The sequence below is a fragment of the Halomonas icarae genome (assembly GCF_009901955.1).
GTDB classification, from domain to species: domain Bacteria; phylum Pseudomonadota; class Gammaproteobacteria; order Pseudomonadales; family Halomonadaceae; genus Halomonas; species Halomonas icarae.
The window spans coordinates 893,345-918,928 of sequence record NZ_WUTS01000001.1 but is presented as its reverse complement, the minus strand read 5'-3'; the positions used below and the strand labels follow the sequence as shown (position 1 = coordinate 918,928).

Sequence of the window (25,584 nt, the reverse complement as noted above, 5' to 3'; positions counted from 1 at the left end):
ACACGAGTCCGTCGCAAGGGATGCGTCTGCACGCTCAACGGCGCATTATGCTTCGGGAACCGGCATTGCCGATGCCGTGGCGCATTCCACCTGGACACCTGGGACAACCATAGCCTAGCAGCCGCACGTCAAGGCGTTGACGACCTCGAAAACAATCGCGGAAATAAGCTTATGAGCTGATCTTGATCTATCCTACCCTCGCTGCCCCCCTCTGGCCGCCATAAGTTGCGCGTCGCGTTGTCGCACCGGTGTCAGCCGCCGCTCAGTACCAGGCGCACCATCCAGGCGGTATAAGCAACGAACATCGCAAGCAGCGCAGCGCCTTCAAACCGGTTGATGCGTCCTTTCCTCCCCCGCCAGCCGATGGCGAATGCTGTCATTAACAGTGTCATGACCGTCATCACACTCCAGTCCCGCAGCAGCACTTCGTCGCCCACCTCGATGGGGTGAATTACCGCTGCCAGGCCCACCACGCCGAGAGTGTTGAAGAGGTTGGACCCCACCACATTGCCGAGCACCAGGTCATGCTCGTTGCGACGCAGCGCGCTTATCGATGAGGCGAGTTCGGGCAGCGACGTGCCCACCGCCACCACGGTAAGCCCGATGATCAGGTCGCTGACTCCGAGGCTCTGTGCGATGGCCACGGCGCCCCAGACCAGAATTCGCGAGCTGATCACCAGCAGCACAAGGCCGACACCGGTCCAGACCAGCCCGGCCTTCAGGCTCATGGGATGAGCCGTCAGGCTCTCCTCGGTATCGGCGGCCAGGGAATCCGAGCCCGCGTAACGGGCGCGCCAGATACTCACCCCCATGAAGGCAGCCAACAGAATCAGCAGCAACGTGCCTTCGAGACGACCGATGACGCCTCCCCACATCAACAGCGCCGACAGCAGTGTTGCGACGCCGAGCACCGGCAGTTCACGACGCACTACCGAGGAGTGCACCGTCAGCGGCGCGACCAGCGCCACCAGCCCCAGGATCAAGCCGATATTGGCGATATTGGAGCCGTAGGCGTTACCCAGCGCCAGGCCGGGGTTACCCTGCCCCGCCGCCAGCGCCGAGACCACCAGCTCCGGGGCCGAGGTGCCGAAGCCGATCACCAGCATACCGATCAGCAGCGGCGACAGCCCCAGGCGGCCCGAGGTCGCCGCCGCGCCATCGACGAAGCGCTCGGCGCTCCATACCAGCAGGATCAATCCTGCGACTACCGCCACCGCGGGTAGGATCATCGTCTCGTTCCCGTTACATTCATATGTGCATGTTGAAAAATGACAGTGCCCGGGTGACGTGTCACACTTTCCATCAGACCACGGTCCGGCGCAGTGTACGCCTGAGCCGGGTGATGAGTGAAGCCTCGCTCCAGGAGACACCCTACCCCCTTGGCCACGCCCTCTGTTCCTCTTCGCCAACGCCTGACCACCCCGCCGTTGCTGCAGGGTGAGGCAGCGCGCGTCGAGCGCACGCCGCCGGAGAGCCGCGCGCGGCGCCGCCTGCGTGCTTGTCAGGAGTGCGACTGGTTGGTCGCCCTGCCACCGCTGCGCCCCGGCGAGAAGGCCGACTGCCCACGCTGCCGCCACACCCTGGTGACCCGCCATTTTCGCCCCGTCCAGCGCAGTCTGGCCCTGGCGCTGGCGGCCCTGGTGGCGCTGGGCCTGGCCCTGACCTTTCCCTTCCTCAGCTTTAGCGTGGGTGGCATCGGCAATCGCATCGAACTGACCCAGACCGCCACGACGATGATCGGCTTCCACCAGCCGGTAGTGGGCGGTGCCGTGATCCTGACCATCGTGGTACTGCCTGCGATCTATCTGGCCGGGGTGATCTGGCTGCAGCTGGGGCTGCTACGCGACACCCCGCTACCGGCCAGCCGAACGATCGCGCGCTCCCTGGCACATCTCACCCCCTGGATGATGGCCGATGTCTTTATCATTGGCGCCTTGGTGAGCCTGATCAAGATAGCCGGCATGGCCGACATCGACCTCGGCGTGTCGTTCTGGTCATTCTGTGCCTTCGCCCTGCTGTTGCTGCTGACCACCCAGTCGCTGGATGCCGACTGGATGTGGTTCTCGTTGGCCGGTGAACCGCGTGCGCCGAAGGGGGCTCGCACCGGCGAGACCGCGGCCCCTCAGGGCCTCGCCGGCTGTCATACCTGCGGGCTGGTCGGCCGGCTCGATGCCGACGGCCATGGCCGGTGTGAGCGCTGCGGCGAAACACTGCATGCCCGTCGCTCGTACAGCCTGCAGCGCACCTGGGCGCTGTTGACAGGCGCGTCGATCATGTATATCCCGGCCAATGTCTATCCGATCATGACCACCACCAGCCTGGGACATAGCTCACCCTCGACCATTGTCGGCGGAGTCGTCGAGCTGATCGGCATGGGCTCCTGGCCGGTCGCCGCCGTCATCTTCATCGCCAGTATTATCGTGCCGGTCGGCAAGCTGGTGGCCCTGGCCTGGCTATGCCTGATGGTCAGGCGCAGCAGCGAGCTCAATGCGGTGACCCGCACACGGCTCTATCGTGTCACCGAATTCATCGGCCGTTGGTCGATGATCGATGTCTTCGTGGTGGCCATCCTGGTGGCGCTGATTCGCGCCGGTACGCTGATGTCCATCGAGCCCGGGCCCGCCGCCCTCGCCTTCGGCGCCGTGGTTGTGATCACCATGTTGGCCGCCATGACCTTCGATCCCCGACTGATCTGGGACACGCCGATGCCCGCTGAGACAATCACATCTCGACCGCCCCTCCATGGACGACATCCTGAAGGAAGCTCTGGATGAGTGAAGAGAATCCGCGTCATGACGACGCCTCCCCCCCACAGCACCATGCTCGGGCTACGCCTCAGGCACGCGTCTCGCCGATCTGGATCGTGCCGATCGTGGCCCTGTTGATCGGTGCCTGGCTGGTCTACGACAACTACCGTAGCCGTGGCCCACAGATCACCCTGACCATCAGCAATGCCGAGGGCATCGAGGCAGGCAGCACCCTGATCAAGACGCGCAATGTGGAAGTCGGCCGGGTCGAGCAGGTACACCTCTCCGAGGATCTCTCCACCGCCGTGATTACCGCTCGTATGGGTCCGGACAACGAGGCGATGCTGGTCGAGGACAGCCAGTTTTGGGTGGTCAAGCCGCGAGTGGGGCGCGAGGGCATCAGCGGCCTGAACACCGTGCTGTCCGGCGCCTATATTCAGCTGCAACCGGGCGAGAGCGAGATCGAGGCGCGCGAGTTCGAGGTGAGCGACCAGCCCCCCGTGGCGCCCGCCGGGGCCGCCGGTCTGCGCATCAACCTGATCAGTCAGCTGGGCAACTCGCTGCGTGTGGGCGACCCGGTCACCTACCAGGGCTACACCGTGGGCCGCGTGGAAGAGGCCGATTTTGACGCCACCACCCGGCGCATGCAGCATCGGGTCTTTATCGAGGCCCCCTACGCCAGCCTGGTGACCGATAGCACACGCTTCTGGTCGGCCAGCGGCATCGATCTGCGACTGGACTCCGAAGGCTTTCGGGTCAATGTCGAATCCTTCGAGGCCCTGCTCGGTGGTGGCGTCACCTTCGGCGTTCCCGAGGACCTGCCACTGGGTAGCAAGGTGGCCGCCGATACGACCTTCACCCTCTACCCCGACGAGGACACCGCACGCCAGGGAACCTTCAATCGCTATCTGGAGTACGTGTTGCTGGTCGACGATTCGGTTCGCGGACTGACCAAGGGTGCGCCAGTCGAGTTTCGCGGCGTGCGTCTAGGCACCGTGGCCGCCGTGCCCTGGAACTTTACCGCCGAGCAGCCGGGCGGTCGCAACGGCTTCGCCATACCGGTGCTGATCCGCATCGAGCCCCAGCGTCTGGGTATCGAGAATCAGAAGATCGACCTCGAGCAGTGGCGAGACCGATACGAGCGCTTCTTCGAACTGGGTCTGCGCGCCACCCTCAAGAGCGGCAACCTGCTGACCGGAGCACTGTTCGTGGACCTCAACTTTCACAGCGAGCTGGAGGAGAAGTATGCGCCGCTCACCTTCGCTGAGCAGCGCGTCTTCCCCACCACATCCGGGGGGTTCGCGCTCATCGAGTCACAGATCACCAGCCTGCTGGCCAAGCTCAACGACCTGGAGGTGGAGCCCCTGCTCGAGGGCCTCGACCGCAACCTCGCTGCGTCCGAGGCAATGCTCGAGGAAGTACGCACGCTCTCCGCCTCCCTGAGGGAGCTGGTGGAAGCCCCCGGGACCCGCGAAGTCCCTGTCAACCTCAATGCCACCCTGGAGGGACTGCGCACCACCCTGGAGGGCCTCTCGCCCGAGTCGTCAGCCTACCAGGAGCTGGTGGGCGCCACCCAGCGCCTGGAGCGGCTGCTGCGTGACCTCCAGCCGGTGGCCAGAACGCTGTCCGACAACCCACGTGCCCTGCTGTTCGACAGCCTGGATGCCAAGGACCCCGTGCCGCGCGCACCACGAGAGTAAGGAGAGCTTGTCATGATGGCAAGAAGATGGATTGGTGCCGCCCTGGCCATCCTGCTGCTGGCTGGCACGCTGGGGGGGTGCGCCAGTAGCAAGCCCGCGCCCGAGCGCTACACCTTGCCAGCAGCCACCATGCCCGAAGCCACCATGCCAGAGGCCACTCGGCAGGGTGCGGCGGGAGCCGAAACGCGCTATCAGCTGCAGGTTGCCACGCCACGACTCGCCGACTACCTGGATGTCGAGGGCATCGTCATGCAGATCGACGATATCACCCTGGTGGAAGCCCGCGGCCATCAATGGGCCGAAGCCCTCGGCAAGCAGCTGCAACGCGGCCTGCGTGACCGCCTGGCGCAGCGGCTTCCCGATACCCGGGTCCTTCTCGACGGCACGGCCCCCCGCGAGGCAAATTCCCTGCGCCTGGCGCTGGAGATCGACCGTTTCCAGGGGCGTCACGATGGCCGGGCCGTCATCGGCGGCCGCTGGCGCCTGCATGCCGCCGACGGGAGCCTGTTGGCGATGCAGCCCCTGGTGCTCGAAAACGCCCTCGAGGCCGATGGCTATCCCGCACTGGTCCGCGCCCTGGGCCGAGGGTGGGACAGCGCGGCCGACGAGCTCGCCGAGGCCGTTCGCGGCACACGCCGGCAAGAGTAGCTGCGCCCAAGCCCGGAATCTGGCATAATGCGCGTCGCGGCACATCAGCGAGTCCCTCCTGCCGCGCCCTGACCCCGAATCTTTCACACCCCGGCCCGGGACTGGCTGCGCATGATCGCGCGGCACGGCCGAGGTGTTCTGCGGAGACCGCATGACCTTTTCCGAACTCGGCCTGCGTGCCGAACTGCTGAGCGCCGTAGAGGCACAAGGCTACACCATCCCGACTCCCATCCAGCAGCAGGCGATCCCCGCCGTGCTCAAGGGCGGTGACCTGCTGGCCAGCGCCCAGACAGGCACCGGCAAGACCGCCGGCTTTACCCTGCCGATGCTGCAACGCCTGGCCGACGGCCCACGCCCCGGCAAGCGTCAGGTGCGTGCCCTGGTGCTGACACCGACCCGTGAGCTGGCCGCCCAGGTAGGCGAGAGCGTGGCCGACTATGGTCGCCTGCTGACCCTGAAGAGCCACGTGATCTTCGGCGGCGTCGGCCAGCAGCCCCAGGTCGATGCCATCCGCCCTGGCCTCGATGTGCTCGTCGCCACCCCCGGGCGTCTGCTCGACCTGCAGCAGCAGAAACACGTCGATCTGTCGAAGGTAGAGATCCTGGTGCTCGACGAAGCCGACCGCATGCTCGACATGGGCTTCATCCACGATATCAAGAAGATCCTGCGGGTCCTGCCCGAGAAGCGCCAGAACCTGCTGTTCTCGGCGACCTTCTCCAACGAGATCCAGGCACTGGCCAACAAGCTGCTCGACGATCCCAAGATGATCGAGGTCGCTCGCCGCAACACCACCGCCGAGCTCGTCGATCAGACGATCTACCGTGTCGACCGCGAGAAGAAGCGCGAGCTGCTGGCCCACCTGATTACCGAGCACGACTGGCACCAGGTACTGGTCTTCACCCGCACCAAGCACGGTGCCAACCGTCTGGCCGAACAGCTCTCCAAGCAGGAGATCCCGGCCATGGCGATTCATGGCAACAAGAGCCAGTCGGCGCGCACCAAGGCGCTGGCCGCCTTCAAGACCGGTGACCTGCAGGTGCTGGTGGCCACCGACATCGCCGCCCGTGGCCTCGACATCGAGGAGCTGCCCCACGTGGTCAACTTCGAGCTGCCCAATGTCGCCGAGGACTATGTCCACCGTATCGGCCGCACCGGCCGTGCCGGAAGCGAGGGACAGGCGGTGTCGCTGGTCTGCGTCGACGAGCATGGGTTGCTCAAGGGCATCGAGCGGTTGATCAAGCGCGACCTCGAGAAGCGCATCGAGCCCGGCTTCGAGCCCGACCCCAATGCCAAGCCGGAGCCCATCGAAAACGGCCGCAATCGTCGTGGCGGTGGTGGACGCGGCGGTAATGGCCAGAAACGCGGTGGCGGTGGCCAACCACGTGGACAAGGCCAGCGGCGCGACGATGATCAGGCAACCGCCACGCGTCGACGCCGGCGCGGGGGCAGAAACAGTAGTGGTGGCGGTCGCCAGCAGGCCTGACCCGGCGGTAGCGGATAGCATCACAATATGTGAATATACCCCCCACTCCCCCAACAATGTCACTCAACCATGCTCAAACAACTGTTTGGCAAGCAACCTATTGATATCTGGGTTATCAAGCAGGTCGACCACGACCTGCTGCATCTCTGTGGCCGTGCGACCCTGCCCGCCAAGCCGAATCGCAAGGCGGTAATGACGGCGCTGAACGACTCTCGCTATACGGGGCCCGTGCGCATGGCCACGGGCGGTCGAGCCGTGCTGAACGCCCGACTCTTTGAGGCGCTGGTGCCGCTGGAAGAGCTGCAGCTGCTCCCCGATAACCAGGCCCGCTGGCAGGGCCGCGACTGGCAGATCGCCCAGGTTCCCCAGCGCTGCTGGCTCTTCGAGGGTCGCCTGGTGGCCCAGCCCGACCCGCTGAACGGAGGCGGCGCACTGGTCAGTGCGGAGGATGTCACCGATATCCTGCGCCAGGTGAAACAAGAGATGCCCCACCATCTTGGCAGGGTGGTCTTTCGGCCCGAGAACCAAAGCGAGGAGCATCCTCTCCTGGCACCCCGCAGAGAAGAGCAGCGCCTGAGACTGCGCCCCAAGCAGGCCAGGGAGTGGCGACATGACCGCGACTAAGCGGGAGTCCCGCGTCAGCCTGGGACTGTTTATCACTCTGATGGTGCTGGTGGGCCTCAACCTGCGCCCCGCCCTCTCCTCCCTGGCCCCGGTGCTGACTCGTGTCCAACAGGATACGGGGTTGTCGGCATTGGCCATCGGCACCCTCACCACGCTACCCGTTCTCTGCCTGGGGCTGTTTGCTCCCTTGGCCCCCTGGCTGGCCAAGCGCCTGGGACCCGAGCGGGCCCTGGCCGCCGGGTTGATACTGCTGGCCGTGGGGCTGGCGCTGCGTGGCATTCCCGTGATCACCGCGCTTTTTATCGGCACCCTGATGGCGGGCGCCGCCATCGGCGTGGCTGGCACCCTGCTGCCGGCGCTGGTCAAGCGCGAGCTACCCGCGGGGGCCGACCTGATGACGGGCGTCTATACCATGGCACTGTGTCTGGGCGGGGCCCTGGGGGCAGGCTTGAGCATCCCTCTGGCCGACTGGTTGGGCGCGTGGCATCTGGGGCTTGCCAGCTGGTCGGCGCTGGCGCTCATCGCCCTGGTGGCCTGGCAGACCCTGGCTCCCCGCCGCGATGAAGCGGCGCTGCCCGGCGGTGGCGGTTCGATGCGCGCGGTGCTGACCCAACCCCTGGCCTGGCAGGTGATGTTGATGATGGGACTACAGTCATCACTTGCCTATATCGTCTTTGGCTGGCTTCCCACCCTGCTGGTAGCACGTGGCTACGGTGAAGCCGAGGCCGGCTGGATGATGGGCGCCTCGGTGATGGTGCAATTGCCCGCCGCCCTGGCCGCCCCCTGGCTGGCACGCCTGGGCCGGGATCAGCGCCCCGCCCTGCTGCTGGTGCTGGCACTGGTCGCCTCGGGGTTCTGGCTGCTGCTGCAGGGCACTCCCTCACTGCGCTGGATCGGCGTGATCCTGCTCGGCCTGGGCCAGGGCGGCAGCTTCAGTCTCGCCCTGACACTGATCGTACTGCGCACCGGCAACTCGCGCCTGGCCGGCAAGCTCTCCGGCCTGGCCCAGGGCGGTGGCTACACGCTGGCCGCCATGGGACCGCTGGGGGTGGGCGTGATGCTTCAGCTCGACCTGGGGCTCGGCATCATCACCGGCGTGCTGCTGGCGATCTGTGCGTTAGCCGCCACCTTTGCCCTCTTTGCCGGCCGCAACCGCCGCCTGGAGATCGACAATGATGGCCAGGTGGTCACTCGATAGCGACCAGGCGCTCTGATCATACCCCTGTGCCGCCATGATATCGGCCACACGCCACTTAGATGATTTCGGGCATAGGCCACTTAGATGATAACGGCCATACGCCACTTAGGAGCCGCCCATGTGCATGCCTGACTCCCGACGGCCTCGCCCCCTGCTCGTGATCTACACCGGCGGTACCCTGGGGATGCAGGAGACGCCCAGAGGACTGGCCCCGGGCGGCAATATCGAAGCCCGCCTGGCACGCGCCCTGAAGTGCCTGCCGGGGGGCACCGTCGCCGAACTGCCCGCCTACGAGCTGCTCTCCCTATCGAACCCCATCGACTCCAGCGCGGCCACCCCCGCCGACTGGTCGCGACTGGCCGCGGTCATCGCCGCGCGCTACCGTGACCACGCCGGCATCGTGGTGCTTCACGGCACCGATACCCTGGCCTGGAGCGCCGCGAGTCTCGCCTACCAGCTGCAGGGCATCGACCGCCCCGTGGTGTTCACCGGCGCCATGCAGCCCCTGGAGGCGCCGAACAGCGACGCCGCCGGAAACGTCGCCCTGGCACTGCGCTTCGCCGCCAACCCGGCACTCCAGGAGGTCGCCATCGCTTTCGGGGGAAGGCTGCTGCGCGGTGTACGTGCCCGCAAGTGGCATACCTGCGATGCCATCGCCTTCGAAAGCCCCAACGCTCCACTGCTCGGCGAGCAGATCGCAGACACCGCCAGGCATTATCCCGAACATGGCCTTGCCCGAGAGGAGGAGATCGCGCCGCGCTTTGAGCTACCCGACTATGCGCCGCTTGGCGACGGCGGCGTGTCGCGTATCGCGTTGTGGCCCGGCATCAGCCCCCGGCAGCTGGCGGCCTGGCTCAACGACCCACGCCTCAAGGGGGCCCTGTTAGAGGTGTGGGGAGCCGGCAACCTGCCCGACGATTCTGCCCTGCTGGAACAGCTGACCCGAGCCAGCGCTGACGGCAAGCTGATCGCCGCCATCAGCCAGTGCCCCCATGGCACCATCCGCCCGGGGGACTATGCCGCCGGCCAGGGGCTCACCGATGCCGGGGTGCTGGCGGGTGGCGCCATGACTCCGGAGGCGGCCCTGACCAAGCTGGTTCACCTGCTCGCCCAGCCGCTGGAGGATGCCGAGCGGCGACGTCGCTTCCTTGCGCCACTGGTGGGGGAGCGTTAGCGCCACCGACTCAGGAGCGTTGACGCGCTTCAGGCAGAGGGCGCGACAAATGGCTATGGTGGGGGTGCATGCTTCGCGGTCACCATCGGCTGACCGCCCCACCGACCCAGCCGGGGACGCCACCATGGAACATCCCGACCACCCCTTCAGCGAACTCTTCGAACAGCTCGGGCTCGCTTCGGATCCCGATTCGATCAAGCGCTTTATCGACCGCCACGCCCCTATCCCCGAGGAGACGGCCCTGCCCGATGCCGCCTGCTGGAACGAAGGACAGGCGGAATTCCTGCGCGAAGCGATCGAGGAGGATGCCGACTGGGCCGAGGTGGTCGATCACCTCAACGCCTCACTACGCAAGGAGTGACATCCCACCCGGGTGATCGCCATATACGCCGCGAGCCCACCCCTGGAAAGGGGTGGGCTCGCATCGTCTCTCACCGGTATGACGCCGGCTGGCTATTACCCCAGCAATCTCCCGTCAGCCGAGATCGCGCATCAGCAGCGCAAACTCGATTCGCTCCGGGGCGATCGCCTCGCCAGGCACCGGGATCCGCACCACATGACCCGAACCGGGGGCTGCGCCGACGGATTCACCGCGCCTGTTCTCGATATGCTCGAGGACGAAACGACGATTGCCACCCGGCAACATCAGCTCCATGCCATCCCCCACCTCGAAGCGGTTCTTGACGTCGATCTCGAGAACGCCGCGGTCGGGGTCGTAGCCGATCACCTCGCCGACAAACTGCTGGTGCACGCCCACGGAGTTGCCACGCTCATAGTTCTGATATTCGTCGTGGACATGGCGGCGATAGAAGCCCTCCGTGTAGCCGCGGTTGGCGAGGTTGTCGAGTTCATCCATCAGACGCATGTCGAAGGGACGGCCAGCCACGGCGTCGTCGATGGCCCGACGATAGACCTGGGCGGTGCGCGCCACATAGTAGTGGGACTTGGTGCGCCCCTCGATCTTCAACGAGGAGACCCCCATCTCGGTGAGCCGCGGCACGTGCTGCACGGCGCGCAGATCCTTGGAGTTCATGATATAGGTGCCGTGCTCATCTTCGAAGATCGGCATCAGCTCACCGGGGCGCGTGGCATCCTCGATCAGGGCCGAGAGCTCATCCTGGCCCTCTACCCCACCGGCCGTGGCCGTGCTGTGGCGCGTGCTGCCACCGCCCGATGCGATCAACCCACCCTGGCCGCCGCCCTGGCCCGGTGTCCAGACACCGCTGGCGGCATGAGCCGCGGCCGAGTTGGCCGGCACCAGGTCGCCGGTCTCGTCGTGGGCCGCCGCCACGGTGTTGTACTGCCAGCGGCAGGCGTTGGTGCAGGTACCCTGGTTGGGGTCGCGGTGATTGAAATAGCCCGAGAGCAGGCAGCGTCCGGAGTAGGCGATGCACAGGGCACCGTGCACGAAGGTCTCGATCTCGAGATCGGGGCACTCGGCACGGATCTCGGCGATCTCCTCGAGCGACAGCTCGCGAGAGAGAATGATTCGGCTGATCCCCTGCTGCTGCCAGAAGCGCGCCGCCGCCCAGTTGACCACATTGGATTGCACCGAGAGGTGAATCTCCTGATCGGGCCAGCGCTCGCGAATCATCATGATCAGCCCAGGGTCAGACATGATCAGCGCATCCGGTCCGGCCTCGATCACCGGCTCCATATCGCGCAGATAGGTCTTCAGCTTGCTGTTATGCGGCGCAATATTCGAGGCCACGTAGAACTGCTTGCCCCGCTCATGCGCATAGGCGATGCCCTTGTGCAGGTTATCGAGCTTGAAATCGTTGTTGCGCACGCGCAGCGAATAGCGCGGCTGGCCGGCATAGACCGCATCCGCGCCATAGGCGAAGGCGTAACGCATGTTCTTGAAGGTGCCCGCGGGGGACAGCAGTTCAGGGGCTTGCATGGGGATCACCGTTGTCAGGACGATGGCATCCTCGACGGCGTCTGGCCGCAGGGATGCAAGGGGATGAAAGGCGCGAAAGTGTAGCAACTCACGCCGATTCTGGCCAGAATCCCCCGCCTTGCGTAGACTAGGCGGCCTTCCGGACCGGACCCCGGCCAAGGTCCCGACGCGCCCGATAGATGGTGCGACGGGACGGACAAATTCTCCGACTCATCAGGTACCCCCATGACCCAACCCGACTCCCCGGCCACCGTGGTGATCTACTCCGGTGGCATGGACTCCTATACCGTGCTGCACCGTGCCCTACGCGAGGGCCGCCGGGTACACGCCCTCTCCTTCGACTACGGCCAGCGCCATGCCCGCGAGCTCGAGGTCGCCCGCCGAGTCTGCCAGCGGCTCGGCATGCCTCATCAGGTGGTCGACATCACTGCCATCCATGGCCTGATCGACGCCTCGGCACTGACCGATGCCAGTCGTACGCTACCGGAGGCCGACTACGAAGAGACCAGCCTTCAGGACACCGTGGTACCCAACCGCAACATGATCCTGCTCTCGCTGGCCATCGCCAAGGCAGTGAACATCGGCGCCGACCGGGTCGATTACGGTGCCCATGGTGGCGACCACGTGCTCTACCCGGACTGCCGACCCGAGTTCGTCGCGGCCATGCAGGCCGTGGCCGGCCTCGCCCACTTCACCCCGATCGCCGTTCATGCGCCCTACCTGCACCACGACAAGACCGCCATCCTCGCCGATGGCCTGGCCATGGGGCTCGACTACGCCGAGACCTGGACCTGCTACCGGGGCGAAGCCCTGGCCTGCGGGCGTTGCGGCAGCTGCCGGGAGCGCCTGGCGGCCTTCGCCGCCAACGGGGTGCGCGATCCGCTGAGCTACTCCCAACGGCCTGACTCCCACGCCGACTCTCAGCACTCCAGCTCCGGCGCAACTGATCAGCAACCCGACCCCGCCGTCTCGTCGGCCCAAGGCTCTGCTACAGGAGATCACTGATGTATCAGGTCAAGGAGGCCTTCTACTCGCTGCAGGGCGAAGGCGGCCAGGCCGGCCGCGCCAGCGTCTTCTGCCGCTTTTCCGGCTGCAACCTCTGGTCCGGTCGCGAGGAGGACAGGGCCCGGGCAATGTGCCGCTTCTGCGATACCGACTTTGTCGGCACCGATGGCCAGAACGGCGGACGATTCGCCTCGGCCTCGGCGCTGGCCGACCATCTGGCCACCCTGTGGCCGGACGCCCCCGGCACGGCCACGCCGCAGGTGATCTTTACCGGAGGCGAGCCGCTGCTGCAACTCGACAACCCCCTGATTACCGCCATGCATGCCCGCAATTTCGATGTTGCCGTGGAGACCAACGGCACCCTGCCGGCGCCGCCTGGCATCGACTGGCTGTGCGTCAGCCCCAAGGGCACCGCCCCGCTCGTTCAGACCTCAGGCGACGAGCTCAAGCTGGTTTACCCCCAGGCCGAGGCGCTGCCCGAACAGTTTGTCGACCTGGGCTTCCGGCACTTCTTTTTACAGCCCATGGACACCGCTCCCCGAGGGGACGACGGCGACACCCTGGCCGAGACCGTAGCCTACTGCCTGGCCAACCCACAGTGGCGACTGTCGCTGCAGACCCACAAGATTGCGGGGATCGACTGATGACACTGTTCGTCAACCACCTCACCCATCTCGATGTTTCCCTGTGGTCTCCCAGCCGAGGCCTGATCGGCGCCAGCTGGTCCGTAGATGCCGAGCTCGATGGCGAGCTCGGCGAGGATGGCATGCTATTCGACTTCGGCGAAGTGAAACCGTGGATCAAGTCACGCCTCGACCAGGGCGCCGACCACACCCTGCTGATACCTACCGCGGCCCCCGGCATCAGTGTGCAGGATTGCGACGAGGGTCTCTGTGTGCGCACCGAGACCCCCTATGTCATGGAGGTCCGTGGCCCTCGCCAGGCCTTCACCCTGCTGCCCTGGGATACGATCATCCCGGACCGACTGGCCGAGCAGCTGGCCGCCGAGCTGTCGCACGAGCCAGCACCGCGGGTTGAGGCCATTCGGCTGACACTGCGCGAAGAGACCATCGAGGGGGCAAGCTACACCTATAGCCACGGCCTCAGGCGCCATGCAGGCAACTGCCAGCGCATCGCCCACGGACATCGCTCGAGACTATACATTTGGCAGGATGGCCGGCGCCAACCGGCGCTTGAAGCCGACTGGGCGTCGCGCCTGTCGGATCGCTACCTGGTGGACGCGGCCGACGTGGCCGAGGGGCTGGGCACCACCTCTCTCGGCCGGCTGACCAGCCGTTACACCTCCGAACAGGGCCACTTCACGCTGACCCTGCCTCGGGAGCGCTGCGTGGTGTTACCGAGCCCGACCACGGTGGAGCATATCGCCGCGTGGCTCGCCGACGAGATCAGCCAGGAAACCGGTCGAGCGACTCGCGTGCAGGCCTTCGAGGGTGTCGACAAGGGCGCCATGGCCACGGCCCGGCCATAGCGAGCCACTCCCCCATCGCGAGGAGAACATCATGCAATATGCACAGGAGACGCCGGGGTGTCGCCCCGGCTGCGGGGCGTGCTGTATCGCCCCCTCGATCACCTCGCCCATACCTGGCATGCCGGAGGGCAAGCCCGCCGGCACACGCTGCGCACAGCTCGACGAACACAACCTTTGCCGGCTGTTCGGTGATCCCTCTCGGCCGGCCGTCTGCCGGCTATTCGACTATGACGCCGAACTATGCGGCAATCATCGCCACCAGGCGCTGGAACGTATCACGGCGCTGGAGCTTTCCACCCGAGAGGCGTGATGCCTTCAGGCATTCGACTCGAAGTGCTGCAGGGTTTCCAGAAGCTCTCTGACACGCTGTGAGGAGAAGTCATACTCCGCCATCAGTGCCTCGAGCCGCTTTTCAAACCCTTCGGGAACAGTTGTCACCCGAGCCATATCCTCTGCTTCGGAAGGCTCCAGCGCCAGTTCGGCTGCGGACTCAGCTGCCGGAGTGGCATCCAGCGCGCGCAGGGCCTCGGCAAAGGCATCGTCGAGCTCCCGGAACTGGCGCAGTTTATCGCGCTCACCCATGGCTTTGCGTGGTGTCTGTTGTTTCATTGGTGGTCATCTTTAAGCGGGCAAAATGAGGTGTGAATAGCACACCGCCCGATTGGAGAAGCGTCGATTATACTCGTATTCAGCGCGATCGCTAACGCCATCCTGCTCGACACGTCAGGGCCATCCCCAAGGAATGACGCCAGCCTAGCGGCTCGCCCTTCCGCTCAAGAGCAGACTGCGGCCTGACGGCGGGATACACGAACGGCGCCCACTGGCGCCGTTCGCAAGAGCCGTTCTCTTCCGTTCACGCCAGAGAACTAGTCTTCAACACGCACCAGCCAGGACTCGACGGTGTCGGGACCAAACTCATCCTTCCACGCCTTGAGCGTCTTCTGGTTACCACCGCGAGTCTCGACGACCTCTCCAGTGTTGGGGTTCTTGTAGATCTTCAGTTTACGCTTGCGACGCGTGCCGGTGGAAGCGGTTGAAGGCGTCTTGGGCCCGGAGGTTGCCGGCTTGGGGTCGAGCAGTGCAATGACTTCGGCTGCACTCTTGCCATACTCCTTCATCAGCGACTCGAGTTTTTCCTTGAACTCGAGCTCACTCTGTAGGCGCTTATCATTCTGCAGCTTATCAAGATTGGCCTGGAGCTCCTTCAACTGCTGCTCCATCTGCATATATTCGTTAAGAAGAGACATGGGAAGCTTCCTTGGAAATTACGACGGGATGCAAGGGATGTATATTATGCGCGTCAAACTCAATACTTGGCAATAGTCTAGTTGAATTGATTAGCCAGTGAAAGTTGTCGCAATTAAACACTTCCATCCACACTCAAACTCAGCAGTAGAGACAAACAAACAACTCGCCAGGATGATGAACTCTCCTGGACGAATAACTTTACGAGTTCATGACACCACTATTCAGCAGAGACTCCGGAAGGCTGGAGTTCATCCACCATCTCGAGCATCGAGAGAGAAATATCTCGTCGATGTCGGGACCCTACACGTAGAAAAAAACCGCCGCCCCGGAGGGCGGCGGTCCTGGCGGATCGGAAAGCGCTATCCGATCAGTCCTGACCCATCTGCTGCTTGATCAGGTCACCGATGGTGGTCGGGCCACCACTCTCGGGAGTCTCTTCACGCAGCTTCTTCAGGTTCTGACGAGTGTCGTCCTGATCCTTGGCCTTGATGGAGAGGTTGATCTGACGGTTCTTGCGATCCACCCCAATGATACGAGCCTCGACGCTATCACCCTCGTTGAGGACGTTGCGAGCATCCTCGACGCGGTCGGCGCTGATTTCGGAGGCCTTGAGCACGGCGATGACATCGGTGGCCAGCTCGACCTGAGCTTCCTTGGCATCGACTTCGATCACACGACCGGTAACCACGGTACCCTTGTCGTTGACGGCCAGGAACTCGGCGACCGGATCGGTATCCAGCTGCTTGATGCCCAGAGAGATGCGCTCGCGCTCCGGATCGATGGAGAGGATCACGGCCTCTGCCTCGTCGCCCTTCTTGAACTGGCGAACCGCTTCTTCGCCGGTATCGGTCCAGGAGATGTCGGAGAGATGCACCAGGCCATCGATGCCGCCTTCCAGACCGATGAAGATACCAAAGTCGGTGATCGACTTGATGGTACCGGCAACGCGATCGCCCTTGTTGTACGTGGCGCTGAAGGTCTCCCACGGGTTGGCGGTGCACTGCTTGATACCCAGGGAGATACGACGACGCTCCTCGTCGATGTCCAGGACCATGACGTCCACGTCGTCGCCGACCTGCACCACCTTGGACGGATGGATGTTCTTGTTGGTCCAGTCCATCTCGGAGACGTGAACCAGACCCTCGACACCCTCTTCCAGCTCGGCGAAGCAGCCGTAGTCGGTGAGGTTGGTGACGGTGGCGTGAACCTTGGTGCCTTCCGGGTAACGATCCTTGATGTTGACCCACGGATCCTCGCCCAGCTGCTTCAGACCCAGAGACACACGGTTGCGCTCGCGGTCGAACTTGAGGACCTTGACGCTGATCTCGTCGCCCACGGCCACGATCTCGCTGGGATGCTTGATACGCTTCCAGGCCATGTCGGTGATGTGCAGCAGGCCGTCGACGCCACCCAGATCGACGAAGGCGCCGTAATCGGTGAGGTTCTTGACGATACCCAGGATCTGCTGGCCTTCCTGCAGCGTGGCAAGCAGGGCCTCACGCTCGGCGCTGTTCTCGGCCTCGAGGACGGCACGACGGGAAACGACAACGTTGTTGCGCTTCGGGTCAAGCTTGATGACCTTGAAGTCGAGTTCCTTGTTCTCGAGGTGCGTGGTGTCGCGCACCGGACGCACGTCGACCAGAGAGCCCGGCAGGAAGGCACGGATGGAGTCGACATCGACGGTGAAGCCACCCTTGACCTTACCGTTGATCACGCCCTTGACGATCTCGTCCTTCTCGAAGGCAGCTTCCAGCACCTTCCACGCTTCGGCACGCTTGGCCTTCTCGCGGGACAGACGGGTCTCGCCGAAACCGTCTTCAACGGCTTCCAGGGCGACGTGGACCTCGTCACCGACGGCGATGGCCAGTTCACCGCTCTCGTCACGGAACTGGGCCGAGGGGATCTGACCTTCCGACTTCAGGCCCGCATTGACGGTAACCCAGTCACCCTCGATGTCGACAACGGTAGCCACGACGATGGCGCCCGGCTCCATGTTGATGTCCTGGAGAGACTGTTCAAAAAGTTCAGCAAAGCTTTCGCTCATGATGTTCCTACGTGATCAACGTTAAAGTGCGACGGAGTCGCTTCCTCCGCACCACCAGCGAGTGCGGGCCTTATTCACCAAACCCCCGGAGATGTTGGCGCTGGTTCGACCTGGCTCGGCTCTCGGCAAACGGTGCCGAGCCACGTCATCACATGCTGCCGGAGGCGCCGCAAGGGAGTTTCAGGCGTCGGGGAGCAGACCACGCTGGGTCAGCAGCTCCGTCAGCCGATCCACCACTTCCGGTATCGTCAGGCGCGTGGTATCAAGCGTGATGGCATCTTCTGCCGGCTTGAGTGGCGCCACGCTGCGCTGCATGTCGCGGGCGTCGCGCGCCTGAATCTCCTTCAAAAGACTCGATAGACTAGCATCCACACCGGCCTCCCGCAACTGAGCCTGGCGACGATGAGCTCGCTCCTCGGCACTCGCGGTGAGAAATATCTTCAGCGGCGCATCGGCGAATACCACGGTGCCCATATCACGGCCATCGGCCACCAGCCCCGGGAACTGGCGGAAGTCGCGCTGGCGGCTCAGCAATGCCTCGCGGACCCCCGGCAGCGCCGCCACACGGGAGGCCGCATCACCCACCTGCTCGGTACGGATGGTGGTGGTGGCATCGCTGCCCTCGAGCATCACCCGGGTGGTGCCGCCCTCGGCGACAAACACCACCTCGAGATGGCGCGCCACCTCGGCGAGACTCGCCTCATCATCCAGAGACACGTCATGTTTGCCGGCAGCCAGTGCCGTGAGTCGATAGAGCGCGCCGCTGTCGAGCAGATGCCAGCCCAGGCGCTCAGCCACCAGACGGCTGATGGTGCCCTTGCCGGCACCACCGGGGCCATCGATCGTCAACACTGGCGCCTGGAGACTGGCTTGGGAATCACTCATGCCCCCTCCTCGCCACTCTCTTCCGTGAGTGTCAGTCCCACCTTGCGCGCCAGGTCGACGAACCCGGGGAAGGAGGTCGCCACGTTGGCACAGTCATCGATGATGATCTCCTCGCTCGCCCGCAGCGCGGCGATGGCGAACGACATGGCGATGCGATGGTCTTCGAGGCTGTCGATACGGCCGCCACCATAGTTGGAACCCTCGGCACTGCCTCCACCAACGATATCGATGCCATCGGGGTAGAGAGTGTGCTCGACGCCGATGGCGGCCAGCCCGTCAGCCATCGCCTGCAGCCGGTCGGACTCCTTGACACGCAACTCTTCCGCGCCGCGTAGACGCGTGGTTCCCCGGGCATTGGCAGCGGCAATAAACAGCGCCGGAAACTCGTCGATGGCCAGCGGCACCTGCTCCAGTGGGATGTCGATGCCCTTAAGCGGCGCATGGCGGATATGCAGATCGGCTACCGGTTCTCCCCCTACCTCGCGCTCGTTCTCCAGACGCAGATCTGCCCCCATCAACTTGAGGATATTGATCACACCGATACGAGTCGGGTTGATGCCCACATGCTCAAGCACCAGGTCCGAGCCCGGGGTTATCGCCGCGGCTACCAGGAAGAAGGTCGCCGAGGAGATATCGCTGGGCACATCGATGGGCGCCGCGGTGAGACGGCCACCACCGGAGAGCCAGCAGGTATCCCCATCACGGTGTACCGGATAGCCGAACCCGGCCAGCATGCGCTCGGTGTGATCACGGGTCGGGGCCGGCTCGCTGACCCGGGTCTCCCCCTCCGCATACAGGCCGGCAAGCAGCAGGCAGGATTTCACCTGGGCACTGGCCATCGGCATGTCGTAGCTGATGCCCTTGAGCGCACGACCACCATGGAGTTGAAGTGGCGGTCGCCCCCCCTCGGCGGTATCGATCTCGGCCCCCATCAGGCGCAGCGGGTCGGCCACCCGATTCATGGGGCGCTTGGTCAAGGAGGTGTCGCCGGTGAGCTCGGTATCGAAGGCCTGACCGGCCAGCAGCCCGGCGAACAGGCGCATGGCGGTACCGGCATTGCCGACATACAGGGGACCTGAGGGCTTCTTGAGGCCGTGCAGGCCGACCCCATGCACGGTGACTCGCCCCTGATATGGCCCCTCGATGGCCACCCCCATCTCGCGGAATGCCTGGAGGGTCGCCAGACTGTCCTCTCCCTCCAGAAACCCCTTGATCTCGGTAACTCCCTCGGCCAAGGCGCCGAGCATGATGGAGCGATGGGAGATCGACTTGTCACCGGGAACACGAATGCGCCCGACCACGGCACCACCGGGGCTCATCCGGTAGCGCAGATTACCTTGCTGTTGCATCTGATATTCCGCCTGATAGCTGGTCTTGTTGAGCAGGGATTCGAAGTAGTGCCGAGCATGGCTGGCGCGATCGAAGATCGCCAACATGGCGTCACCATCACCACGCTCCACGGCAACACGCAGGCGTGCCACGCCGGCCTCAAAATCATTGAGGGAGGCGAGCACGGCATCACGATTGGCGGTAAAGATGTCACGCCACATGACGGGGTCGCTGCCGGCGATACGCGTGAAGTCACGAAAACCACCGGCGGCATAGCGAAAGATCTCCAGGCGCTCATCCTGGCGCGCCAGCGTGTCCACCAGCGAGAAGGCCAGTAGATGCGGCAGGTGGCTGGTGCGAGCCAGCACCTGATCGTGGCGCTCCACCCCCATCTCCAGCACCTCGGCACCACAGGCGCTCCACATCGCCTGTACGCGGGCCAGCGCCGCGGGGTCGGTATCCGGTTCGGGCGTGAGGATCACCTTGTGGCCGATATAGAGCTCAGGGTCGGCCGCCGCCACACCGCTCTTTTCAGAGCCGGCGATGGGGTGGCCGAGCACCAGGTTGGCCGGCATCCGGCCGAAGACCTCCAGCGCACAGTCGCGGATGGCCGCCTTGGTACTGCCCACATCGGTGAGCACCACATCGCCGGCGGCGTCACCCAGACAGCGGACCAGCTCACCCATCACGCTGCGCATGGCCAGCACCGGCACGGCCAGCACGATCAGCGAAACACCATCGACCACCCTTTCGAGGCGAGTATCACCGCGATCGATCAGCCCCATCTCGAGGCCGCGCCGGATCTCGTTCGGATCCGGATCACAGGCGACGATTTGCTCAGCCGGCCCGAAGCCGCCGGGATCGTCGCTGTCGCGTAGCTTAGCCGACCCGAAGCCGTCGGCATCGCCGCTGTCGCGTTCCTTAGCCGACCCGAAGCCGTCGGCATCGCCGCTGTCGCGACGACCGTAGCCACTGGCTCTCAGGGCGGCGGCCAGCGAGCCCCCGATCAGGCCGAGCCCGACGATCAGGATGCGAGACTCCTCGTGCTTACGCGTCACCATCGATGCCATGCCCTAGAGCACACCGACGGGGTAGGACCCCAGCACCTTGACCTCTGCGGCGCGCAAGCGCACCTCCTCCAGCACCGCGGCCACCCGGGGCTCCTCGTGATGCCCCTTGAAGTCGATAAAGAAGACATAGTTCCACACGCCGCTGCGCGAGGGACGGGTCTCCAGGCGTGTCATGTCGATCTGATGGCGATGGAAGGGCTCGAGCAGATCATGCAGCGCCCCGGGCTGGTTGCGCATGGCCACCACGATCGAGGTCTTGTCATCACCGGACATGGGCACATCCTGATTGCCGATAATCAGGAAGCGCGTGGAGTTGTCCGGGCGGTCCTCGATCTTCTCGGCCAGGCGGGTCAGACCATAGAGCTTGGCCGACATGTCGCCGGCGATCGCCGCGCTGTGCCACTCGGTCTTGACCAGGCGTGCCGCCTCGGCATTGGAGGAGACCGGCACCCGCTCGGCCTGGGGGTAGTGGGCATCCAGCCACTTGCGGCACTGGGCGAAGGACTGCGGATGCGAGTAGATCCGCGACACCTTGTCCCGTCGGGTGGTCTCGCCCACCAGCAGGTGATGATGGATTCGCAGCACCACCTCGCCGCAGATACGCAGGCCGGAATCGATGAAGGAATCCAGGGTGTGATTGATCACGCCCTCGGTGGAGTTTTCCACCGGCACCACCCCGTAGTTGACCGCCCCGGCCTCCACCTCACGAAACACTTCGTCGATGGCGGCCATCGGCAGGCTGATGGCACTCTCGCCGAAGTGCTTGAGGGTCGCCTGCTGGGTAAAGGTACCCTCGGGGCCGAGATAGGCAACCTTGATGGGCTGCTCCAGCGCCAGACAGGCCGACATGATCTCGCGGAACAGCCGTGCGACCTCCTCGCTATCCAGCGGTCCCTTGTTGAGCGCCATGATACGACGCAGCACCTGGGCCTCGCGCTCGGGGCGATAGAACACCGCCCCGGCATCCTCGGCGGTCTTGACCTGGGCCACCTGCTGGGCGCACTGGGCGCGCTCGTTCATCAGCGTCAGCAGCTGGCTGTCCAGATCATCGATGCGGCTGCGCAGCGCATCGAGATCGATGGGGGTGTCGCTCATGATATTCAGCCCTTTCTATTTTCGAAGTCGGCCATGAAATCGATCAGTGCATCCACGGCAGCTTCGGGAACGGCGTTGTAAAGGCTGGCCCGCATGCCGCCTACGCTGCGGTGGCCCTTGAGGTTGAGGAGCCCCGCCTGCTCGGCCTCGGCGAGGAACGGCTTGTCCAGTCGCTCATCAGCAAGCACGAACGGGACATTCATGCGTGAACGGTTCGCCGGCGCGATGGGGTTGGAGTAGAGCTCGCTGCCATCGATGGCGGCATACAACTTGGCGGCCTTTCGCGCATTGATGGCTTCCATGGCCGGCAAGCCACCAATATCGTGCCTGAGCCACTCGAACACCAGCCCTGCCAGATACCAGCTGTAGGTCGCCGGCGTATTGACCATCGAGCCGCCCTCGGCGAGGGTCTTGTAGCCAAACAGCGTGGGCATGTCGGGGCGTGCGCGCTCGAGCAGATCGTCACGCACGATCACCACGACCAACCCGGCGGGGCCGATATTCTTCTGCGCTCCGGCGTAAATAACGCCGTATCGCGATACATCCAGCGGCCCGGAGAGGATCGACGAGGACATGTCGCAGACCAGTGGCACCTCGACCCCGTCCGGACGCACCCCCCGCGGGGTATAGTCGAAGGCGAGTCCGCCGATGGTCTCGTTGGCGGTGACATGCAGGTAGGACGCATCATGGGAGAGCTCGATCTCCCCCTGCTGCGGCACCCGGGTATTGCCGCTGGCCTCACTCGAAGCCGCCACCCGGGCATCACCGAACAGGTGGCGCGACTCGGCGATGGCCTTGCGGCTCCAGATGCCGGTATCCACGAAGTTGGCGGTGCCGCCGCTTCCCAGCAGATTGAAGGGCACCGCGGCAAACTGCTGCGTCGCCCCGCCCTGGGTAAAGAGCACCCGATAGTTGGCGGGGATCGCCAGCAGCTCGCGCAGATCGGCCTCGGCCTTTTCGGCGATGGCAACATACTCCGCCGAGCGGTGGCTCATCTCCATCACCGACAGGCCGTGACCACGGTAGTCGAGCATCTCGTCGCGGGCCCGCTCCAGCACCGCGGTAGGCAGCGCCGCCGGACCGGCGCAGAAGTTGAAATGACGTGTCATGCGTCCTGGTTCTCCATTGGGGTCAGCTCCCTCAATCTTCTTCGGGGTCTGACCCCGCAGCCTCGTTACCTGCCTCGGCGGAGGCGTCATCTGCGCCTTCAGCCTCTCCAGCGCCCTCAGGCTCTTCCGACTCCTCGGGCTCATCGACGCGCACCGTCTTGACCAGCTTCTCCTCGTTACCCAGTCGAATCAGCATCACGCCCTGGGTATTTCGCGAAGTGATCGAGACCTCATCAACACGGGTGCGCACCAGGGTGCCACGGTCGGTGATCAGCATCATCTCATCGGAGGAGTAGACCTGCATGGCCGCCACCAGCGAGCCATTGCGCTCGCTGGTCTGCATGGCGATGACGCCCTGACCGCCACGACCGCGTAGCGGGAACTCCTCGAGGCGACTGCACTTGCCGTAGCCGTTCTCGGAGGCGGTCAGGATATAGATCTGGCCGCCATTACCGGCCTCCACGGACGCTCCCTCCTCGCCTTCAATCTCGGCGTCACTCTCCGCCCTTCTATCACAACTGGCCTCGGCATCGATCAGCTGGCTCTGGGGGATAATCAGGCTGATCACTTCGGCACTGTCGAGGAGGCGCATGCCGCGCACGCCGCGCGCGGTACGCCCCATGGCCCGCACATTTCCCTCCTCGAAACGAATCGCCTTGCCATTGGAGGAGAGCAGCATGACATGATCGGAACCCGAGGTGATGGCTGCACCGACCAGGCGGTCGCCCTCCTCGAGATCGATGGCAATCAGACCGACGCTGCGCGGCCGCGAGAACTGCTCGAGGCTGGTACGCTTCACCGTCCCCTTGGCGGTGGCGAAGAAGATATAGCTTTCGGGGTCATAGTCGCGCACCGGCAGGATGGCATTGATCGACTCGCCCTCATCCAGCGGCAGCATGTTGACCAGCGGCTTGCCGCGTGACCCACGGCTGGCCGCCGGCATCTCGTAGACCTTGAGCCAGTAGACCTTGCCGCGGTTGGAGAACAGCAGCACGGTGTCATGGGTCGAGGCCACCAGCAGATGCTCGATGACATCCTCATCCTTCATGGCGGTGGCGGACTTGCCGCGACCACCGCGTCGCTGGGCCTGGTAGTCCGAGAGCGGCTGGGTCTTGGCATAGCCGGAGCGAGACACGGTGACCACCATATCCTCCTCGGCGATCAGGTCCTCCATGGAGAGGTCGAGGTGGCTGGCCTGAATCTCGGTCTTGCGCGGATTGCCGAACTGGTCACGTACCGCGACGAGCTCCTCGCGGATCACCTCGAGAAGACGCTCGGCGGACGCCAGTATGGCCATCAATTCGGCGATCCTTTCGAGGATACCGAGATATTCGTCGAGCAACTTCTCGGTTTCGAGACCTGTCAGGCGGTGCAGACGCAGCTCGAGGATAGCCTGGGCCTGGGCCGGCGACAGGCGATACTCGCTGCCCGCCGTATTGAGCCCGAAGCCCTCTTCGAGATCCTCGGGCTTGCAGGAGGTGGCGCCGGCCCGCTCGAGCATTCCGGTGACCTGCCCGGGCGACCAGTCTCGTGCAAGCAGCTTCTCCTTTGCCTCGGCCGCATTGGGCGAAGCCTTGATCAGCTCGATGACCTCGTCGATGTTCGAGATGGCAACGGTGAGGCCCTCGAGAATGTGACCACGTTCGCGAGCCTTGCGAAGCTCGTACAGGGTGCGCCGTGTCACCACCTCGCGACGATGACGAATGAATGCCTCGAGAATCTCCTTTAGATTGAGGATCTTCGGTTGACCGTTTTCGATCGCCACCATATTGATGCCGAAAACGGTCTGCAGCTGGGTCTGGGCGAACAGGTTGTTGACCACCACCTCCCCGGACTCGCCACGCTTGACCTCGATCACCACCCGCAAACCGTCCTTGTCAGACTCGTCGCGCAGCTCGGCGATTCCCTCGATTCGCTTCTCCTTGACCAGCTCGGCGATCTTCTCGATCAGACGCGCCTTGTTCACCTGGTAGGGCAGCTCATCGATGATGATGTGATCCCGGCCACTCTTTTCATCATGCTCGATGGTATGGCAGGCACGCACGTAGATGCGCCCACGGCCGGTGCGATAGGCCTCGAGGATCCCGGCACGGCCGTTGATGATGCCACCCGTGGGGAAGTCAGGGCCGGGAATATGCTCCATCAGATCGTCGACGGAGAGGGTGTAATCATCGATCAATGCCAGGCAGGCGTTGATGATCTCCCCCATGTTGTGCGGCGGGATATTGGTGGCCATGCCCACGGCGATACCCGACGAGCCGTTGACCAGCAGGTTGGGCACCTTGGTGGGCAGCACCTCGGGGATACGCTCGGTGCCGTCGTAGTTGTCGACCCAGTCGACGGTCTCCTTCTCCAGATCGGCAAGTAGCTCGTGAGAGAGCCGCGCCATGCGAACCTCGGTGTAACGCATGGCGGCGGCACTGTCGCCGTCAATGGAGCCGAAGTTGCCCTGGCCGTCGACCAGCACATGGCGCATGGAAAATTCCTGGGCCATGCGCACGATGGTGTCGTAGACGGCACTATCACCGTGGGGGTGATACTTACCGATGACATCGCCCACCACGCGGGCGGACTTCTTGTAGGGTTTGTTCCAGTCATTGCCGAGCTCGTGCATGGCAAACAGCACGCGCCGATGCACGGGCTTGAGGCCGTCGCGCACATCCGGCAGCGCCCGGCCGATGATCACGCTCATCGCGTAATCGAGGTACGACTGCTTGAGTTCGTCCTCGATGTTGACTGGCAGAATCTCTCTGGCGAGCTCACCCATGGGTCGTCGAATCCTTTGCACTGCAGGAGGTTGGCCGCCCGCCGTGGCGTTGCCTGGGGCGCCATTTAC

22 protein-coding genes are annotated in these 25,584 nt (G+C 64.4%); 12 read left to right on the top strand and 10 right to left on the bottom strand.

The features are described from left to right. Positions 1 to 251 precede the first annotated feature (251 nt). Positions 252 to 1,229, bottom strand: a complete 978-nt coding sequence (locus GRB80_RS04285) for a calcium/sodium antiporter (protein ID WP_161422647.1) — start codon at positions 1,227 to 1,229, stop codon at positions 252 to 254. 183 nt (positions 1,230 to 1,412) lie between these two features. Here GRB80_RS04285 and GRB80_RS04280 point away from each other — a divergent pair, with 183 nt between their 5' ends. From GRB80_RS04280 to GRB80_RS04245, 8 genes are all read left to right on the top strand, one after another. Beyond that, the gene (locus GRB80_RS04280; protein WP_161424232.1) at positions 1,413 to 2,774 is read left to right on the top strand and encodes a PqiA/YebS family transporter subunit; all 1,362 of its coding nucleotides are present in this window, start codon (positions 1,413 to 1,415) and stop codon (positions 2,772 to 2,774) included. Next, complete coding sequence (pqiB, locus tag GRB80_RS04275) at positions 2,771 to 4,447, top strand: intermembrane transport protein PqiB (RefSeq protein WP_161422646.1); 1,677 nt, start codon at positions 2,771 to 2,773, stop codon at positions 4,445 to 4,447. The genes GRB80_RS04280 and pqiB overlap by 4 nt, the downstream gene beginning before the upstream one ends. Before the next feature lie 12 nt (positions 4,448 to 4,459). After that, positions 4,460 to 5,095: a PqiC family protein gene (locus tag GRB80_RS04270; protein WP_161422645.1), complete on the top strand. Its 636-nt coding sequence runs from the start codon at positions 4,460 to 4,462 to the stop codon at positions 5,093 to 5,095. 151 nt (positions 5,096 to 5,246) lie between these two features. Next, entirely contained in the window at positions 5,247 to 6,578 is a 1,332-nt protein-coding gene (locus GRB80_RS04265) for a DEAD/DEAH box helicase (RefSeq protein WP_161422644.1), read from the top strand. A 69-nt stretch (positions 6,579 to 6,647) separates the two neighbouring features. Next, entirely contained in the window at positions 6,648 to 7,202 is a 555-nt protein-coding gene (locus GRB80_RS04260) for a hypothetical protein (protein ID WP_161422643.1), read from the top strand. Then, on the top strand, positions 7,189 to 8,400 hold the full coding sequence (locus GRB80_RS04255; RefSeq protein WP_237561919.1) for an MFS transporter: 1,212 nt from the start codon (positions 7,189 to 7,191) through the stop codon (positions 8,398 to 8,400). Before GRB80_RS04260 ends, GRB80_RS04255 begins: the two co-directional genes overlap by 14 nt. 124 nt (positions 8,401 to 8,524) lie before the next feature. Beyond that, positions 8,525 to 9,574 carry an asparaginase gene (locus GRB80_RS04250; RefSeq protein WP_202597162.1) on the top strand — a complete coding sequence of 350 codons (1,050 nt, stop codon included), beginning with the start codon at positions 8,525 to 8,527 and terminating at the stop codon, positions 9,572 to 9,574. A gap of 124 nt (positions 9,575 to 9,698) precedes the next feature. Further along, positions 9,699 to 9,935: a DUF2789 domain-containing protein gene (locus GRB80_RS04245; RefSeq protein ID WP_132041170.1), complete on the top strand. Its 237-nt coding sequence runs from the start codon at positions 9,699 to 9,701 to the stop codon at positions 9,933 to 9,935. Between the two features lie 114 nt (positions 9,936 to 10,049). On the opposite strand, the gene trhP is transcribed toward GRB80_RS04245, so the two are convergent. Then, on the bottom strand, positions 10,050 to 11,474 hold the full coding sequence (trhP, locus tag GRB80_RS04240) for a prephenate-dependent tRNA uridine(34) hydroxylase TrhP (protein ID WP_161422641.1): 1,425 nt from the start codon (positions 11,472 to 11,474) through the stop codon (positions 10,050 to 10,052). Positions 11,475 to 11,699: 225 nt separating this feature from the next. Here trhP and queC point away from each other — a divergent pair, with 225 nt between their 5' ends. The 4 genes from queC to GRB80_RS04220 are packed head-to-tail and all read left to right on the top strand — an operon-like array spanning position 11,700 to position 14,278. After that, complete coding sequence (gene queC, locus GRB80_RS04235) at positions 11,700 to 12,479, top strand: 7-cyano-7-deazaguanine synthase QueC (protein WP_161422640.1); 780 nt, start codon at positions 11,700 to 11,702, stop codon at positions 12,477 to 12,479. Then, complete coding sequence (gene queE, locus GRB80_RS04230) at positions 12,479 to 13,123, top strand: 7-carboxy-7-deazaguanine synthase (RefSeq protein ID WP_161422639.1); 645 nt, start codon at positions 12,479 to 12,481, stop codon at positions 13,121 to 13,123. The genes queC and queE overlap by 1 nt, the downstream gene beginning before the upstream one ends. Then, a complete protein-coding gene (locus GRB80_RS04225; RefSeq protein ID WP_161422638.1) occupies positions 13,123 to 13,968 on the top strand; it encodes a 6-carboxytetrahydropterin synthase in 846 nt (281 codons plus the stop codon). The genes queE and GRB80_RS04225 overlap by 1 nt, the downstream gene beginning before the upstream one ends. A 31-nt stretch (positions 13,969 to 13,999) precedes the next feature. Then, entirely contained in the window at positions 14,000 to 14,278 is a 279-nt protein-coding gene (locus tag GRB80_RS04220; RefSeq protein ID WP_161422637.1) for a YkgJ family cysteine cluster protein, read from the top strand. A gap of 5 nt (positions 14,279 to 14,283) precedes the next feature. Here GRB80_RS04220 and GRB80_RS04215 read toward each other — a convergent pair whose 3' ends face one another. From GRB80_RS04215 to gyrA, 8 genes are all read right to left on the bottom strand, one after another. Beyond that, a complete protein-coding gene (locus GRB80_RS04215) occupies positions 14,284 to 14,577 on the bottom strand; it encodes a hypothetical protein (protein WP_237561918.1) in 294 nt (97 codons plus the stop codon). 257 nt (positions 14,578 to 14,834) lie between these two features. After that, complete coding sequence (locus tag GRB80_RS04210) at positions 14,835 to 15,215, bottom strand: histone-like nucleoid-structuring protein, MvaT/MvaU family (protein ID WP_132041174.1); 381 nt, start codon at positions 15,213 to 15,215, stop codon at positions 14,835 to 14,837. A gap of 368 nt (positions 15,216 to 15,583) precedes the next feature. Beyond that, the gene (gene rpsA / locus GRB80_RS04205; protein ID WP_161422636.1) at positions 15,584 to 17,260 is read right to left on the bottom strand and encodes a 30S ribosomal protein S1; all 1,677 of its coding nucleotides are present in this window, start codon (positions 17,258 to 17,260) and stop codon (positions 15,584 to 15,586) included. 180 nt (positions 17,261 to 17,440) lie between these two features. Further along, entirely contained in the window at positions 17,441 to 18,145 is a 705-nt protein-coding gene (gene cmk / locus GRB80_RS04200) for a (d)CMP kinase (RefSeq protein WP_161422635.1), read from the bottom strand. Continuing rightward, positions 18,142 to 20,535, bottom strand: coding sequence for a bifunctional prephenate dehydrogenase/3-phosphoshikimate 1-carboxyvinyltransferase (locus GRB80_RS04195; RefSeq protein ID WP_237561917.1), 2,394 nt, complete (start codon positions 20,533 to 20,535; stop codon positions 18,142 to 18,144). The genes cmk and GRB80_RS04195 overlap by 4 nt, the downstream gene beginning before the upstream one ends. Positions 20,536 to 20,547: 12 nt before the next feature. Beyond that, positions 20,548 to 21,639, bottom strand: coding sequence for a prephenate dehydratase (pheA, locus tag GRB80_RS04190; protein WP_161422634.1), 1,092 nt, complete (start codon positions 21,637 to 21,639; stop codon positions 20,548 to 20,550). A 5-nt stretch (positions 21,640 to 21,644) separates the two neighbouring features. Then, positions 21,645 to 22,748 (bottom strand): 3-phosphoserine/phosphohydroxythreonine transaminase, encoded by a 1,104-nt coding sequence (serC, locus tag GRB80_RS04185; protein WP_132041179.1) that lies wholly within the window; start codon positions 22,746 to 22,748, stop codon positions 21,645 to 21,647. Positions 22,749 to 22,779: 31 nt separating this feature from the next. Continuing rightward, positions 22,780 to 25,515 (bottom strand): DNA gyrase subunit A, encoded by a 2,736-nt coding sequence (gyrA, locus tag GRB80_RS04180; protein ID WP_161422633.1) that lies wholly within the window; start codon positions 25,513 to 25,515, stop codon positions 22,780 to 22,782. Between the last annotated feature and the right edge of the window lie 69 nt (positions 25,516 to 25,584).